Genomic DNA, 13,803 nt, shown 5'->3' with positions numbered 1-13,803 from the left:
CGAAAAAGCGGGCCTTCGGGCCCGCTTTTTTTTGGCCCCGGAGCAGCGCCTTGCCGCATGGCCGCCCTGCTCCTGCGCTGCTTAACGCACGGCGGCAAAGCCATACAACGTGGGATAGCCAGCGAACAGGTTGCTTTCGTAGTTCTGCGCCAGCGCACTGCCGATGCAATCGGCCACTTGCTGCGGAGCGTCGTCGTCGGCCAGTTCTACGGGATCGAACAATACGACGCCAAAACGACCGCTTTCAAACGTGAGGTAGTACGGCAGCAGCACCACGCCCATGCGCTGGCCGATACGAAATATGCCGCTGTGGATGCGTGACGGCCGGCCAAGGATGCTTACCCCCGTGGTATCCATCGGGTACTTCTGCATCGAATGGGGCGCCGCATCGGCAAACAGAACGGCCAACCTGTCCCGCACCAACGCTCGCGCCAGGCGGATGCCCAGGCTGTTGCGCATCCCATCGCCGAACGTGTGCAGGACTTCGATACCAGGTGTCAGGCCTGCGTCGCTACCGTACTGATCGTGAGGCACACCGGACACGATCGCGATATGGGCGACGCCGAGCGCCCGTTGCACTTCATGCACCGCCAGCACATTCGCGTACTGCGACACATAGTGAAACGGTGAGAGCATCACCAGGCGGTCCGGTTGGCTGGCCCAAAGAGCGGCGACCCCATCGGCGACGCGCCGGCCGACTGCCACAAGGTCCGGCAAATGCTCCACGGCATCCGACTTTTGCTGCCCCAGATGAATGCGTCGATCGAGCAGGCGCTCTTGCACACCGCCCGCCATGACTGTCAGCCACTTGTCGCGCCCCAGCGAGAACAGGTCTCGTCCGGTTTCGTAACGGATGATCCCGTTCCACCGCCAGCGCACGTCAAACACACTGCGCCAGAGCCATCGCAGTTTCGCCATCCGTGCAAGCGTGGCAAACGACACGTGCATCAGCACCCCGTTCTGAACGGAGCAAACCCGGCGCCGCCAACCACGCACGAGGCTCGCATGCCCTCTGCGAAGCCCCTGCCGCCATGCATTCATGCGCTGGCGGCATTGACGAACAAGTTCACCGCGTTTCACGCGCAAACCCAGCGGCTACCCTGGCCGCTGCCGCACCAGGCAACGGGCCAAGGCGATTCACCGCAGCGCCGGAGGCAGCATGTACCTTGGTGGGACTAACCACGGAGGCGTCGTGTGAGGCGACGTCCACCGGAATGCCGCCCTCTGCCTCAGTACCATCGACGACGTCCGCCATCGTCGACGCCGCCACCGTTGCGGTGCTCTCCGCAGCAGGCGCATCTGCGATGGCGCCCTCCGTCCCGGCCTCTTCCTTGCCTACCTGCACCGCGTCCTTGCCTGCGGGCACCAACCGACCATCCCTCAGCTCAAAGCGCCGATCGAAATGCGAGGCCAGGGAATGATCGTGTGTGATGACCACCACCGTCCTGTCGATGCCGGCCAGGAGCCGCGCAATGAGCTCCACCGACGATGGATCGAGGTTCGAGGTGGGCTCATCGAGCATCAGCACCTCCCTGTCCATATAGAGCGCCCGCGCCAGCAGGAGGCGCTGACGCTGCCCGGCCGAGATGTTGGCGATGGTGTCACTCACGACGGTCCGGGCGCGCATGGGCAAGCGCATGACGTCATCCATCAGGCCTACGTCCTCCAACACCTGACGCACGCGATCCTCGTCTGTCTGCCCGGTGAACATCGAGACGTTGTCCGCAATGGATCCGTAGAGAATGATGTCGCCCTGGCGCATGTGGGCCGCATGGCGACGGATCTCATCTACCGCGAGGTTGGGCCAGCGAATGCCGTTCAACAGGATCTCGCCGTCATGGAGTGGCTCGGATGCCGCCAGCAGCTTGAAGATCGTCGACTTGCCACTGCCTGACGGTCCGACGATGGCCACCTTGTCGCCCTTGCGCAGGGTCAGGCTGACCTCCTTGAGGATCCACTGGTCGGAAACCCCGTAGCGGAAGCTCACGTTCTGCATTTCCAGCGACTGGAATGAGCGCGTTTCCGGCGAGCGATGTAACGCATCCGGCGTGCTGTAACGCTCACCTTCGGCATCGGCGATGTCGGCAACACGACCCACCGGGGCCGACAGCATGCCGTAGGCAATCAAACCATTGATGACGCGCGTAAGCCGCTCAGTCACCAACGACTTGTAGATCATGAACGAATAGAACACGCCCAGCGACATGCTGCCCGACAACATCAGCCTGCAGGCGAGCCAGGTGATGACCAGCACATCCACGTAGGCCAGAAGCTTCTGCATGGATTCGCGAAAAATCACCAGACGGGAGCGCTCCAGTACCGCCGACACATAGCCCCGGAACCGTGACATGAATTGACCGGTCCGCCGCAGCTCGCCCCCCGAAAGCTTGATCAGCGAAGCACCCCGTATCGTCTCAATGAGGGCGTCGTCACATCGACCTGATTCCTCCATGATCAAGGCATGCACGTCGCGCATGCGCACAAAAATGCCCATCGCCACCATGACATAGACGAAGAACAGGCCCAGCGTGATCGCAGCCAACGTACCGCTGGCCAGCATCATCAGTCCCGTGCCTAGCAGGGCAACCGCAACATCGATACGCATGGTTACCGCCGTACGCGTCACGAAGTCGTCCACCTCCTCCTGCATCCTGATCTTCGCGAACAGATCGCCGACATTGCGCTTTTCGAAAAACGGGATGGGGTTTCTCAGCAGATGACCGACAAGACCCTCGGTCATGTTCATTCGCACTTCGCCAAATACCACCTCGGTGAGATAGCCCTGCACGAAGTGGCCCATGGCCCCCACCACGAAGATGCTGGCGAAGGTAAGCACCAGCGCCCCAAGCAGATCGATGTTGTCGGACGCGACGACGTAATCGAGGGCGAGACCGCCAAAGAACGGCGTCGCGAGGATCGCAAATTGCGCGCCGATGGCGACGAAAAGGACTTTCCGAATACGCGAGTTCAACTGCGGATTGAGCGTGCGCACCCGCTCCAGTGCGGCCCGCACCTTCGATCGCGCCTTGACCTGCGGCAGGTCGGGCGTCGGCGAGCACTGAAGAAGGTAACCCGATGCGGACGCCACAAATACATCCATCGCGATCCGCCGCCGCCCCACCGCTGGATCAATGACGCGAACGTAGCCGCGTCGCGCCTTTTCGAACACCACGAAATGCGCACCACCAAAGTGCAGGATGGCACCGCGAGGGATTTCATCCACATGCTCGGGGCCAAACTGATAGGCCTCCACCTCAAGGCCAAATTCTGTAGCCACGTCATACAGGTCGGTCAGCGTCAACCCGTTGGAAGAAATGGGCCGAAACGTCGAGATTTCCCTGACGTCCGTGGCACGGCCAAAGTGACTGAGCACCATGGCGAGGCAGGCATAGCCGCACTCGGCGACCTCGTTCTGATAGATAACGCGCATGCGTCAACCGCGAACGGCGCGAAGCAGCGGTGCGAACAGCCACTCAGCCAGCGTCAGTCGCTCAACCACGATGGACGCCCTGCCCCGCATACCCGGAAAAATGTGGAGCTCTTCCCCGCCGTAGCGAAACGTGCGGGCACCCAATGAGGCCCAGGCGAGATAGTCCGAGCTGGCGTCCTTGGCGATGCCGGAATCTTCCAGCGGACTGTCAGCAACGGCATTACCCGTCGTCACTTCGGACACGGAGCCTATCGTGGCCGCACGCACGCCAAAGCGCGAAAAGGGGAACGCATCCAACTTGATGCCCACGCGCTGGCCGTGCTGCACGAACCCGCGCTGACCGGAAGGGATGCGCAGAACCACCTGTAGTGGCCCATCCGGCTGGGTATCAAGGATCACCGCAACATCGCCGCGTTCCAGCCAGCGCCCAACCCGGGCATGAACGAATGCGACAACACCATCCTGTGGTGCGACGACGTTATCGACGTCACCAGCCGACTCGGATACTCCCGATGCGATGGACAACAGCGCAAGCAAGGGTTCGCCTTGCCTTATCCGCTGTCCCGCATGGACGTATACACCAGAAACTTTCCCGCCTTGCACCGGAATCGGCAGCACAGACGGCGACACCACCTCACAGGCAACGTCGCGCTTCAGTTCAATCTCTGCATGAAACGCCGATGCAACAGCGATAAGCACGATCGCTGACGAGGCGTAGGCAACCCAACGCCAAGCCACGTCGCCAAAGCGGGGAAGATGAGGCATATCCAAACGGGACACTCCCTGTCGCTAGCCATCCTTCAGCCTGCCGCGCCTTGCCGCACGCCGTAAGCCGCATTCACCTCTGTCATACAGAACTCAAGCGTCGACCACGACAGATGTCGTGGCCGACCTTGCGACGATTTCTGTGGACGGATTAGACGCCGTTGCCACCTTTACCATTGCCACCGCCACCGCCCGTGCACGCGCGCTTGCAGCAACCACCGGCCAGTTCGGCCTTGGCCAGTTCGGCCTTGTCGATTTTCCTCATGGACTGACTCCCATTACGTTTAAGGTCATTGCCAACGGCGTCATCACCGCAGACTTGTTATGCCGGAATTGACACGCTGAGCGAACCTGAAAGGAACAGGTATACAAACAGGCAAGCGAACCGTAGCGACAAGCCACATTGCATCGTGCAGCGAGACACCGGCGTTACGCATATTCATGTCCGGATATCTTTGCCGCAACACATATCCGGCGATAATCCGAATGTCGCGGCATGTGCTCACAATGGATGTCATCCATCACGCACGCCGTGATTCGTCATGTTCCATGGATGCCGCCTTTCACGCCTTGATTTAACTTGCGCGAGGTTCGAGCGGAAGGCCCTTACCCGTGAGCGCCAAGGGGGCTTGCAGCCACTGCTTCTTGCAGGATTTGGCTTGAACAGGGCCGACTCGATCATTGGGCGTAAACTCGCGAGGCACCCCAAAAAAAAGCAGCCGCATGCAACGGCTGCCTTTGGTTCCATCCCATACGTTTACGTAACTACCCCACCCATGCGCGCGTCATCAGGACACGCCAGTGGGCCGTATCGCCGTCGCGTGCCGTTATTGGTAACTCATGGTGAAGACAGCCTGGGAAGCAACCGACCCCGCAGTCATCCTGGCGGCCGTCTGGTAGTACATCGCCTTCAAGGGGATGGAAAAGCTCCCGCCACTTGTCTTGTTGTAGCCCGTTGTTGCATGCATGGCGCCGAAACTCACCGGATTATTGCTGCCGTCCCGAATCTGCAGGCCAACGCCCGTCGCCGAGGCGCTCTGGCCAAGACCGATGACGCCCTGAGCCGCGTTGATCACACTGATGCCTGACGCCGCATCCAACTGGTACATCACCGAGTTCAAACCAGGCGGGCAACCGTTCACGGCAATACTGAAGGGCTTGGCTCCCGCCGTGCTGCCGGCTCCGCTGAATGCCGATGTCGGCATCGGGTCTAGCGGCACCTGTATGTCCGGCGTCACGCATGCCCCCACAGTGAAGGTGAGCTGTCCGCTTGTGTTGGTATAGAAGGCATAGACCGTGCCGTCGTAGTTCATCCCCACGTTAGCGATATCGGCGGCGGTGACGGTACCGCCGGAGATGGGACCCGTTTTTTCGAAGCTGTAGGTGACGATGGGGCCAGCGTTGAAGTACCAGCCGTAGGGCGGGCCACCTCCGGTGAAGCTTGCCGGCGTATATGCGTAGCTAAAGGGAAACGTGTTCGCAAATCGCTTGATCCGCACAGCAATGCCACTCACATTGGTGGCGTACAACCCAGGGCTAACCGCCGGCCAGGGCGTGGTCATCAGCACGCCGTTCGTGATGCCGTTGCCGTTTGTGCATTGCGCTATCCAGCTGCTGGTGTCCGCTACCGAGCCCTGGGGTAGCTGGGGACCATTGACCGTATAGAGCACCGCACCCGTCGCGGTGTCGCGTGGAATCATGACGCTTCCGCCACCCAGGTTGATGGTGAATGTCTTCGGGTTGCCATTGAGGCTGCTGCATCCCGTCGCCCAAAGGGCGTTGCTGGCGAGCAGCGAGATGAGGAAAAGGATGGCCTGCAGCCAGGCTTGGCAGTGCCGATGTGGGAGGAACTGCCCAACAGCGCGCTCTGATGAGTCAAGGTGCCGATCGCATGGATGGCATGTCGTTTTCATACTCCGCTCCACGAACATCAATGTTTTGCTCCCAACGTTGGGCTGATACGCTCCAAGCCTCGCCATCGCCTCGCTTCGCAGGGAGGCGTCATAACCAATCGCTCGCCTTCTTTTTGCCAGTCAGCGCCCCGCCCCCTTAGGGAGCCGTAGAGAATCAGTGGCAAAGGCATGGTGAGAAGGTAAATATCCCTGATGATAAGTACACTTTCCAATCAAAGGAAAGTATACTTTTCGCTCTGGCAAGTAGTCTTATTGCCATGAAAAGATTCGGCGATCGACTCAAGGCTGCCCGCGCCGCCAGTGGGCTCTCGCAGCGCGCCCTTGGCGTGAAAGCCGGAGTCACCGGGACCTCGATCAAGTATTGGGAGGACGGAACAACTGATCCGGAGAACATCCGGAATGCCGCGCTTCAGGCGGCGGCAGACGCGCTAGGCGTCACTGTCGCCTACCTGAAAACGGGAAAGGGCTCAGGAGGATATGCTGGCCCCGCTGCCAGCCGCCATGCCGTCAAGGACGAGACCAGGCTGATACCCATCCTCTCCCATGCGCAGGCCGGCGAATGGCCGAGGGGGCAAGGCTCTTCAAAGTATGATGGCCTGCGGCCGCTGGTCATCGGGGGCGAACTGGCAGAGCGCTTGAGCCAATTCGCGTTTGCCCTGGAAATTCAGGACGAGGCGATGCTGAGCGAGTTTCGACCAGGCGATATCGTCATCGTCGACCCGAGCACCCCTCCCCTTCCAGGGGATTTTGTCGTTGCAAAGCTCGATAGCGACACGAGCGCCATCTTCTTGAAGTATCGGCCTCGTGGCATCGATCCAACTAACCAGCCTGTCTTCGAACTCGCGCCTCTCAACGAGGATTTCGACATCATTCGAGTGTCGGCGGACAACCCCGGCCGCGTCATTGGAACCATGATGGAACACCGGCGGCATCGGCGCCGTTGAAGCGGCAGCGCCCTGGTATCTGCGCCCCCTGATTGACGTGAAGGCGCGGAGCAAGAAACTCAGGGCATCGCCACGGGCACAGGCCGCTGTAGCGCCACCCATTCCCAAGCTTTCGCGCCCATCGTCGCCTTGACACCCTTCAAGCTCATCCTCTGAGGTCAGAGCAGTATCGGGCGATCCGGCAATTCGTCGGGTGCGTCCTTGTCATTGCCAGGAAAATGTTTCAGCAGAAGTGCGTGCGCTTCGGCAATGCCGTCGAGGCAGCCCTTGCGCCAATCCCCGCGTGAGAAACTGGCCAGCATGTGGTCGCGGATGGCATCCCACTCGGCCTGCGCCACAGCCTTGGCCACGCCGCGGTCAGCCAGGACCACCACGCGATGCTCCGCCATCAGCACGTAGAACAGCACGCCGCTGTTGTGCTGCGTGTCCCATACATGCAGTTGGGCGAAGACCTGCCGCGCCCGGTGGTCCGCGTTGAGCCCGTTGAGCACGGCGCCCGGCGCGAGCCGGGATTCGATGGCGAAACACACCTCGCCGCGATGCTCCTGCTCGCCCTGGCGGATGGCCGTGGTCATCTCGTCAAGCAGGCTTTTGGGAAAGCGCCGGCGCAACTGGAACCAGCCGTCGAACAGATTCATCAGCAGACGTTGCATGCGCGACATGTCACCAGCTCCCCGATGAACCACCACCACCGAAGCTGCCGCCGCCACCGCTGAAGCCACCGCCTCCGCCGAAGCCGCCGCCACCGCCGCCACCGCCCCAGCCACCGAAGCCACCACCGCCAAACCCGCCCCAGCCACCACCACCGATGGAGCGTCCGCCGCCGCCCGGCAGCAGCATCATGACGCCGCCGATGATCGCCGCGAGGATGCCCGCCCCGACCGACGCGGCAAGCAGCCACACGATACCGCCCGCGACTGCCGCGCCCAGCGGCGTGCGCAGCCATACCGTGGTGCTGCCAAGAAAGCTGCGCAGGAAGATCCCGATGAATACGCCGATCAGCAGCACCTGGCCGAAATCGACGCCACGGCGGCGCGTGCGATGGCCGCTCTCCACCGGCGGCGGCAAGGCCTCGCCGTTGACCAGCTGGGTAAGCGCGCCCACGGCATCGTTGATGCCGCCGAAGTAGTCGTTGGTGCGGAATTTCGGCGCGATGTATTCGCGGATGATGCGCGCGGTGGCCGCATCGGGCACCGCGCCTTCCAGGCCATAACCCACCTCGATGCGCACGCGGCGATCGTTCTTGGCCACCAGCAGCAGCAGGCCGTCGTCCGTACCCTTGCGGCCGATCTTGTTCTTCTCCGCCACGGCCAGCGAGTATTCCTCGATCTCCTGCGGCTGCGTGGTCGGCACCATCAGCACCACCAGCTGCGCGCCCTTGGTCTTTTCCAGGGACACCAGTTGCGCGTCCATCTGGTCGACCTGCTGCGGCGTCAGCGTACCGGTGAGGTCGGTGACGTGGCGCGTGAGGGTGGGCACTGCGTCATCGGCATGCAGCAGTGCCAGCGGCAGCAAGGCCACCGCCAGCACCCACAGCAGGCGCGCCATGCGCCGCATCATGTCAGTGCGCCGAGGCAGCGTGCGCCGGGTTGCCGAAGTCGACCGTCGGCGCCGTGGAAATGGCCTTTTCATTCTCGACCGAGAAGTTCGGCTTCACCTGGTAGCCGAACATCTTCGCGGTGAGGTTGTTCGGGAAGGTGCGGATCATCGAGTTGTATTCCTGCACCTCTTTCACGTAGCGGTTGCGCGCCACAGTGATGCGGTTCTCGGTGCCTTCCAGCTGCGCCTGCAGGTTCTGGAACAGGCCGTCAGCCTTGAGCTGGGGGTAGTTCTCGCTCACCACCATCAGGCGCGACAGCGCGCTGGACAGCTCGCCCTGCGCGGCCTGGAACTGCTTGAGCTTCTCGGGGTTGTTCAGGTCGTCGGTGGTCAGCTGCGTGCTGCCCACCTTGGCGCGGGCATTGGTGACTTCGGTGAGCACGCGCTCTTCGTGCTGCGCGTAGCCCTTCACCGTGTTGACCAGGTTGGGCACCAGGTCAGCGCGACGCTGGTATTGGTTGAGCACTTCGGACCAGGAGGCCTTCACTGCCTCGTCCTGGCGCTGGATGGCGTTGTAACCGCAGCCCGACAGGCCGGCGACGACCAGCAGCAAAGCAAGGGAACGAAGAAGTTTCATGGGGGTGCTCCAATCCGGTGGAGCCACCATTGCAGCATTTCCGCGGTTAAGGGCGCAATCTGGCGGGCGCTGGTTTGTCGCGCGGACTCTGCAGGCATCTGGCCTGCCATGCGGTGAGGTGGGCCTTGTTGCGCACCGGGTGCGCTCCCACAGGGGAAGGAGTGGGGTTTAGGCCCAGTGAGGCCACAGGATCAGGCCCCAGGTCAGGGCGGTCATGGCCAGCAGCAGGAATACGGCGGCCGAACCCATGTCCTTGGCACGGCCAGCCAGTTCGTGAAACTCGGGGCTGACCTTGTCGACCACGGCCTCCACGGCCGAATTGAGCAGCTCGGCCGACAGCACCAGTACGGGCGGCAGCACCAGGGCGATCTTCTCCAGCGGGCCGTTGCCCAGCCACAGGCCCAGCGGCACCAGCACCACGGCGATGCAGACTTCCAGCCGGAACGACGCCTCGTGGCGCCAGCCCGCCCGCAGCCCTTTCATGGACCACTTGAAGGCATTCCAGATTTGCCGGGGCCCGCGGAAACCGTTGGCGGCCATGGTGTGGTCCTCTCGTGCGTGCGGGCTGGCCGCGGCCCGCGAATGGCGGGCACAAGCCGCTCATATTGCCATATCCCCCTGATGCACGGGCAGATCGCAGCTTCCTGCGTGCGGCACCGCAACGTTACCTGAATGACGAATCGGTTACGCTTGGCCACTTTGTGACCGGTTTCCCAGGTCACGCCAGCCGGCCGCCTGTCTGGGCGGCCGTTGTATGAACCGCAGTACGGACAATTGAATGGCAATCCAGAATCCACCGGTCTCCCAGACCCGCTCGTTCAGCACCGTCTTCCTGATCGAGATGTGGGAGCGCTTCGGCTTCTACGGCATGCAGGTGCTCATGGTCACCTACATGATGAAGAAGCTCGGCTTCGCCGACACCAAGGCCAACCTCGTGTGGGGCGCGGCCGCCGCGCTGATCTATGCCACGCCCGCCATCGGCGGCTGGGTCGGCGACAAATTGATCGGCACCCGCCGCACCATGGTCATCGGCGCGCTCGTGCTGACGCTTGGCTACGCGATGCTGTGGATTCCCTCCAACGATCCGACGCTCACCTATCTGTCGCTGGGCGTGATCATCGTCGGCAACGGCTTCTTCAAGCCCAACGCCGGCAACCTTGTGCGCAAGATCTACGAGGGTGACGACGTCCGCATCGATAGCGCCTTCACCATCTACTACATGGCGGTGAACGTTGGCTCGATGGTTTCGATGACGGCCACGCCGTGGATCCGCGACTACGTCGCACAGCACTACAGCGACGCGATGGGCTGGCATACGGCCTTCGGTTCCTGCGCAGTAGGCCTGGCCTTGGGCCTGATCAACTATTCGCTGATGCACCGCACGCTGGCGCATATCGGCTCCCCGGCCGATGAGCAGCCGGTCAAGGCCAGCCGCGCCCTCGCCCTGCTCGCCGCGTCGCTGGTGCTGGTGGTGGTGGCGGCCTTCATCCTGCAGAGCCTGCTGGCCGCGAAGATCTGCGTGTACCTCGCCGGCATCGTGATCCTTGGCATCTTCTTCCACCTGATCCGCAATGCCCAGAAGAGCGAGCGCGCCGGTCTGATCGCCGCGCTGGTGCTCACCGTGCAGACGATCTTCTTCTTCATCTTCTACGCGCAGATGGCGACCTCGCTGAACCTATTCGCGCAGAAGAACGTGAACCTGTCGTTCGACGTATTCGGCACGCACCTGTTCAACTGGATCCCCGAGCAGTACCAGAACCTCAACGCGATCTGGATCGTGATCCTCAGCCCCGTGCTGGTGGCGATCTACAACACGCTCGGCCGCGCCGGCAAAGATCCGTCGGTGGCCGCCAAGTTCGCCTTCGGCTTCGCCGCCGTGGCGCTGGGCTTCTTTATGTACGGCTTCGGCGCCCTGAGCGCCGTCGACGGCCAGGTGTCGTCCTGGACGATGATCTGGGGCTACGGCCTGTACTCGCTGGGCGAGCTGCTGGTGAGCGGCCTGGGCCTGGCCATGATCGCCCGCTACGTGCCGGCCCGCATGGGCGGCTTCATGATGGGCGCGTACTACGTGGCCGTGGGCATCTCGCAGTACCTGGGCAGTGTGGTGGCCAACCTGGCCGCCATGCCGGAGAACATCAGCAGCCCGGTGGAGTCGCTGAACATCTACGTGGGCCTGTTCAACAAGCTCGGCTTCGTGGGCGTGGGCTGCACGGTGATCGCCCTGGTCATGCTGCCGCTGATGAACAAGCTCTCGCGCAGTCACTCCGAGGCGCACACGCCCTTGCCGGCTGTGCACAGCGAAGAAGTCTGACCTCTCTACTCGCCCCGCTCGCCGGGGCGAGTTTTTTTTGGAGCCTCAAGAAACCCTCTAGACCCGTCATTCCCGCGAAGGCGGGAATCCAGTGTCGTTCGCCCCTTTTGGACGAGAGCAAAGGCGCTGGATTCCCGCCTTCGCGGGAATGACGGTGGGAACCGGGGCTCATAGTGCCGCACCTGCATGACCAGATACCGGGGACGTCGGACAAACCCGTTAGTATCGCGGCCATGAAGCGCGCCTCCACTCAGCAACGCATCGGCCCCCGCACCCTGTTCCGCAGCCTGGCCTGGCTGCGCATCTGCGCCATCGCCGGCCAGAGCACCGCCGTGCTGGTCTGTGCACTGTGGATGCACATGGACATCCCGCTGCTGCCGCTGATGGTCGGCATTGGCCTGCTCGCCGTCTTCGCGATGTTCGCCGCCTGGCGCCTGACGCAGCCCTGGCCCATCCAGCAGTGGGAAACCATTCTCCACGTTGGCGTGGACACCCTGGTGCTCGGCTATCTGCTGCACTTCACCGGTGGCGCCAGCAATCCGTTCATCACCCTGCTGTTGATTCCCATCGCACTGAGCGCCGCGGCGCTGACCGTCCACGCCGTGCTCGCCGTGGCCGCGCTGGTCGGCGCGGCCTACCTGGTGCTGCTGTTCTGGTACGTGCCGTTGCCGGTGCCGATGCACTCCACCGCCGAGTTCTCGCTGCACGTGCTCGGCATGGGCGTGAACTTCCTGATCATGGCGGTGCTGCTGGGCTTCTTCATCAACCGCCTGGCGCGCGCCGTGCGCCTGCAGCAGCTGGAAGTGCAGCGCGTGCGGGAACGCGCCCTGCGCGACGAAGGCATCCTCGCCATCGCCACGCAGGCGGCGGGCGCCGCGCACGAGCTGAACACCCCGCTGGCCACCATGCGCACCCTTCTGCCAGAGCTGCGCCGCGAGCACGCGGGTGACACCGCACTGGCCGAGGATCTCGAACTGCTGGAAGGCCAGGTGGACCGCTGCCGCACCATCCTTCGGGAGATGGTCGCCTTCGGCAAGGCGCAGCTCTCGCAGGAGCCGGAACAGCTCACCGTCGACAGCTTCATCCACGGCTGCCTGGAGCGCTTCCAGCTGCTGCGCCCGGAGGCCGACCTGGCGCTTGCCCTGGACCAGGAGGCCGCCCGCACCGTGCTGCGCACACCGCCGGGCCTGCGCCACGCCCTGCTCAACCTGCTGAACAACGCGGCGGATGCGTCGGCCATCAACCAGTCCCAGGCCGTCGCGCTCACCGTGCGGCGCGACGGTGGCTGGCTGGAGCTGATCGTGACCGACCACGGGCCCGGCTTCGCCGACCTCTCCGGCGAGCTGTCGGAACTGGGCCGCTCGCACAAGCAGACGGGCCTGGGCATTGGGCTGGCGCTGGCCGAGGCAACGGCGGAGCGGCTGGATGGCGAGATCATCGCCCTCAACACCGGGCATGGCGCCCAGATGCGTCTGCGCCTGCCGCTGGCGGTGATTGCCGCGTCATAATCCATGCGGCGGATAGCCACAGTGGCACATGGCCACATGGGCATGCGTTGTCGCACCGGCGAAAATGCCTACATCGGCAATACGCCGAGGAGAAGCACATGAGTGATCAACAACTACTAATCATCGATGACGACGCCACGTTTGCCCGCGTGCTTGCACGCGCCATGAGCTCGCGCGGCTTCGACGTCATCACCGCCAGCAACGCCGACGAGGCCCGCGCCCTTACCCGCCGCCACCAGCCGCGCTACTGCGTGCTCGACTTGAAGCTGGGCGAGGAAAACGGCCTGCGCCTGATCCCGGAACTGCAGGCCCTGGTGCCCGAGATCCGCGTGCTGCTGCTGACCGGCTACGCCTCCATCGCCACCGCGGTGGAAGCCATCAAGCGCGGCGCGCACGATTACCTGGCCAAGCCCGTCGACGCCGACGCCGTGGTGCGCGCCCTGCTGGACGGCGACACCACCGCCAGCGAAGACGACGTGATCGACGCACCGGAGGCCCCGCTCGCCCTGCGCCGCCTGGAGTGGGAGCACATCCAGCGCGTGCTCACCGAATGCGACGGCAACATCTCCGAAACCGCCCGCCGCCTGGGCATGCATCGCCGCACCTTGCAGCGCAAGCTCAGCAAGCATCCGGTGCGCGAGCGGCCTGATCACGAGGATTGAGGCGGGCATCGCCTGCCCTCTCCGGGCCGGCAGCCGAAACCATCGCTTTGCGACCGCCCCAAATGACAAGGCCCGCCATCATGGCGGGCCTTGT

General features: G+C 63.3%; 13 protein-coding genes. 5 read left to right on the top strand and 8 right to left on the bottom strand.

The window, feature by feature from the left end:
• Positions 1–81 precede the first annotated feature (81 nt).
• From HY57_RS07955 to HY57_RS07945, 3 genes are all read right to left on the bottom strand, one after another.
• Entirely contained in the window at positions 82–948 is an 867-nt protein-coding gene (locus HY57_RS07955) for a hypothetical protein (protein ID WP_019467304.1), read from the bottom strand.
• A 118-nt stretch (positions 949–1,066) separates the two neighbouring features.
• The gene (locus HY57_RS07950; RefSeq protein WP_019467303.1) at positions 1,067–3,430 is read right to left on the bottom strand and encodes a peptidase domain-containing ABC transporter; all 2,364 of its coding nucleotides are present in this window, start codon (positions 3,428–3,430) and stop codon (positions 1,067–1,069) included.
• Between the two features lie 3 nt (positions 3,431–3,433).
• Entirely contained in the window at positions 3,434–4,195 is a 762-nt protein-coding gene (locus HY57_RS07945) for a DUF2118 domain-containing protein (RefSeq protein WP_019467302.1), read from the bottom strand.
• A 118-nt stretch (positions 4,196–4,313) separates the two neighbouring features.
• Between HY57_RS07945 and HY57_RS21530 the strand changes: the two genes are divergently transcribed.
• The gene (locus tag HY57_RS21530) at positions 4,314–4,532 is read left to right on the top strand and encodes a hypothetical protein (protein ID WP_144240790.1); all 219 of its coding nucleotides are present in this window, start codon (positions 4,314–4,316) and stop codon (positions 4,530–4,532) included.
• Between the two features lie 490 nt (positions 4,533–5,022).
• On the opposite strand, the gene HY57_RS20795 is transcribed toward HY57_RS21530, so the two are convergent.
• Positions 5,023–6,108 carry a fimbrial protein gene (locus HY57_RS20795; protein WP_157786207.1) on the bottom strand — a complete coding sequence of 362 codons (1,086 nt, stop codon included), beginning with the start codon at positions 6,106–6,108 and terminating at the stop codon, positions 5,023–5,025.
• Positions 6,109–6,365: 257 nt separating this feature from the next.
• Here HY57_RS20795 and HY57_RS07935 point away from each other — a divergent pair, with 257 nt between their 5' ends.
• Positions 6,366–7,052 (top strand): helix-turn-helix domain-containing protein, encoded by a 687-nt coding sequence (locus HY57_RS07935; protein ID WP_019467299.1) that lies wholly within the window; start codon positions 6,366–6,368, stop codon positions 7,050–7,052.
• A gap of 158 nt (positions 7,053–7,210) precedes the next feature.
• Here the strand turns inward: HY57_RS07935 and HY57_RS07930 are convergent, their stop codons facing one another.
• From HY57_RS07930 to HY57_RS07915, 4 genes are all read right to left on the bottom strand, one after another.
• Positions 7,211–7,714: a TPM domain-containing protein gene (locus HY57_RS07930; RefSeq protein WP_019467298.1), complete on the bottom strand. Its 504-nt coding sequence runs from the start codon at positions 7,712–7,714 to the stop codon at positions 7,211–7,213.
• A 1-nt stretch (position 7,715) separates the two neighbouring features.
• On the bottom strand, positions 7,716–8,609 hold the full coding sequence (locus HY57_RS07925) for a TPM domain-containing protein (RefSeq protein WP_144240864.1): 894 nt from the start codon (positions 8,607–8,609) through the stop codon (positions 7,716–7,718).
• 4 nt (positions 8,610–8,613) lie between these two features.
• Positions 8,614–9,228, bottom strand: a complete 615-nt coding sequence (locus HY57_RS07920) for a LemA family protein (protein WP_026033830.1) — start codon at positions 9,226–9,228, stop codon at positions 8,614–8,616.
• Positions 9,229–9,396: 168 nt separating this feature from the next.
• Complete coding sequence (locus HY57_RS07915) at positions 9,397–9,768, bottom strand: diacylglycerol kinase (RefSeq protein WP_019464733.1); 372 nt, start codon at positions 9,766–9,768, stop codon at positions 9,397–9,399.
• A 238-nt stretch (positions 9,769–10,006) separates the two neighbouring features.
• Between HY57_RS07915 and HY57_RS07910 the strand changes: the two genes are divergently transcribed.
• From HY57_RS07910 to HY57_RS07900, 3 genes are all read left to right on the top strand, one after another.
• Positions 10,007–11,539, top strand: a complete 1,533-nt coding sequence (locus HY57_RS07910; protein WP_019464734.1) for a peptide MFS transporter — start codon at positions 10,007–10,009, stop codon at positions 11,537–11,539.
• 233 nt (positions 11,540–11,772) lie between these two features.
• The gene (locus HY57_RS07905) at positions 11,773–13,047 is read left to right on the top strand and encodes an ATP-binding protein (protein WP_019464735.1); all 1,275 of its coding nucleotides are present in this window, start codon (positions 11,773–11,775) and stop codon (positions 13,045–13,047) included.
• A 98-nt stretch (positions 13,048–13,145) separates the two neighbouring features.
• Complete coding sequence (locus tag HY57_RS07900; RefSeq protein WP_019464736.1) at positions 13,146–13,709, top strand: response regulator transcription factor; 564 nt, start codon at positions 13,146–13,148, stop codon at positions 13,707–13,709.
• The last annotated feature ends 94 nt before the right edge of the window (positions 13,710–13,803 follow it).

The sequence above is a fragment of the Dyella japonica A8 genome (genome assembly GCF_000725385.1).
GTDB lineage: Bacteria > Pseudomonadota > Gammaproteobacteria > Xanthomonadales > Rhodanobacteraceae > Dyella > Dyella japonica_C.
Note: the sequence above shows the minus strand (reverse complement) of the source record. Positions and strands in the feature narration are given on the sequence as shown.

Coding starts and splice junctions, on each gene's coding strand:
- HY57_RS07955 (WP_019467304.1), bottom strand. CDS start 948: ATGCACGTGTCGTTTGCCACGCTTGCACGGATGGCGAAACTGCGATGG.
- HY57_RS07950 (WP_019467303.1), bottom strand. CDS start 3,430: ATGCGCGTTATCTATCAGAACGAGGTCGCCGAGTGCGGCTATGCCTGC.
- HY57_RS07945 (WP_019467302.1), bottom strand. CDS start 4,195: ATGCCTCATCTTCCCCGCTTTGGCGACGTGGCTTGGCGTTGGGTTGCC.
- HY57_RS20795 (WP_157786207.1), bottom strand. CDS start 6,108: ATGAAAACGACATGCCATCCATGCGATCGGCACCTTGACTCATCAGAG.
- HY57_RS07935 (WP_019467299.1), top strand. CDS start 6,366: ATGAAAAGATTCGGCGATCGACTCAAGGCTGCCCGCGCCGCCAGTGGG.
- HY57_RS07930 (WP_019467298.1), bottom strand. CDS start 7,714: ATGTCGCGCATGCAACGTCTGCTGATGAATCTGTTCGACGGCTGGTTC.
- HY57_RS07925 (WP_144240864.1), bottom strand. CDS start 8,609: ATGCGGCGCATGGCGCGCCTGCTGTGGGTGCTGGCGGTGGCCTTGCTG.
- HY57_RS07920 (WP_026033830.1), bottom strand. CDS start 9,228: ATGAAACTTCTTCGTTCCCTTGCTTTGCTGCTGGTCGTCGCCGGCCTG.
- HY57_RS07915 (WP_019464733.1), bottom strand. CDS start 9,768: ATGGCCGCCAACGGTTTCCGCGGGCCCCGGCAAATCTGGAATGCCTTC.
- HY57_RS07910 (WP_019464734.1), top strand. CDS start 10,007: ATGGCAATCCAGAATCCACCGGTCTCCCAGACCCGCTCGTTCAGCACC.
- HY57_RS07905 (WP_019464735.1), top strand. CDS start 11,773: ATGAAGCGCGCCTCCACTCAGCAACGCATCGGCCCCCGCACCCTGTTC.
- HY57_RS07900 (WP_019464736.1), top strand. CDS start 13,146: ATGAGTGATCAACAACTACTAATCATCGATGACGACGCCACGTTTGCC.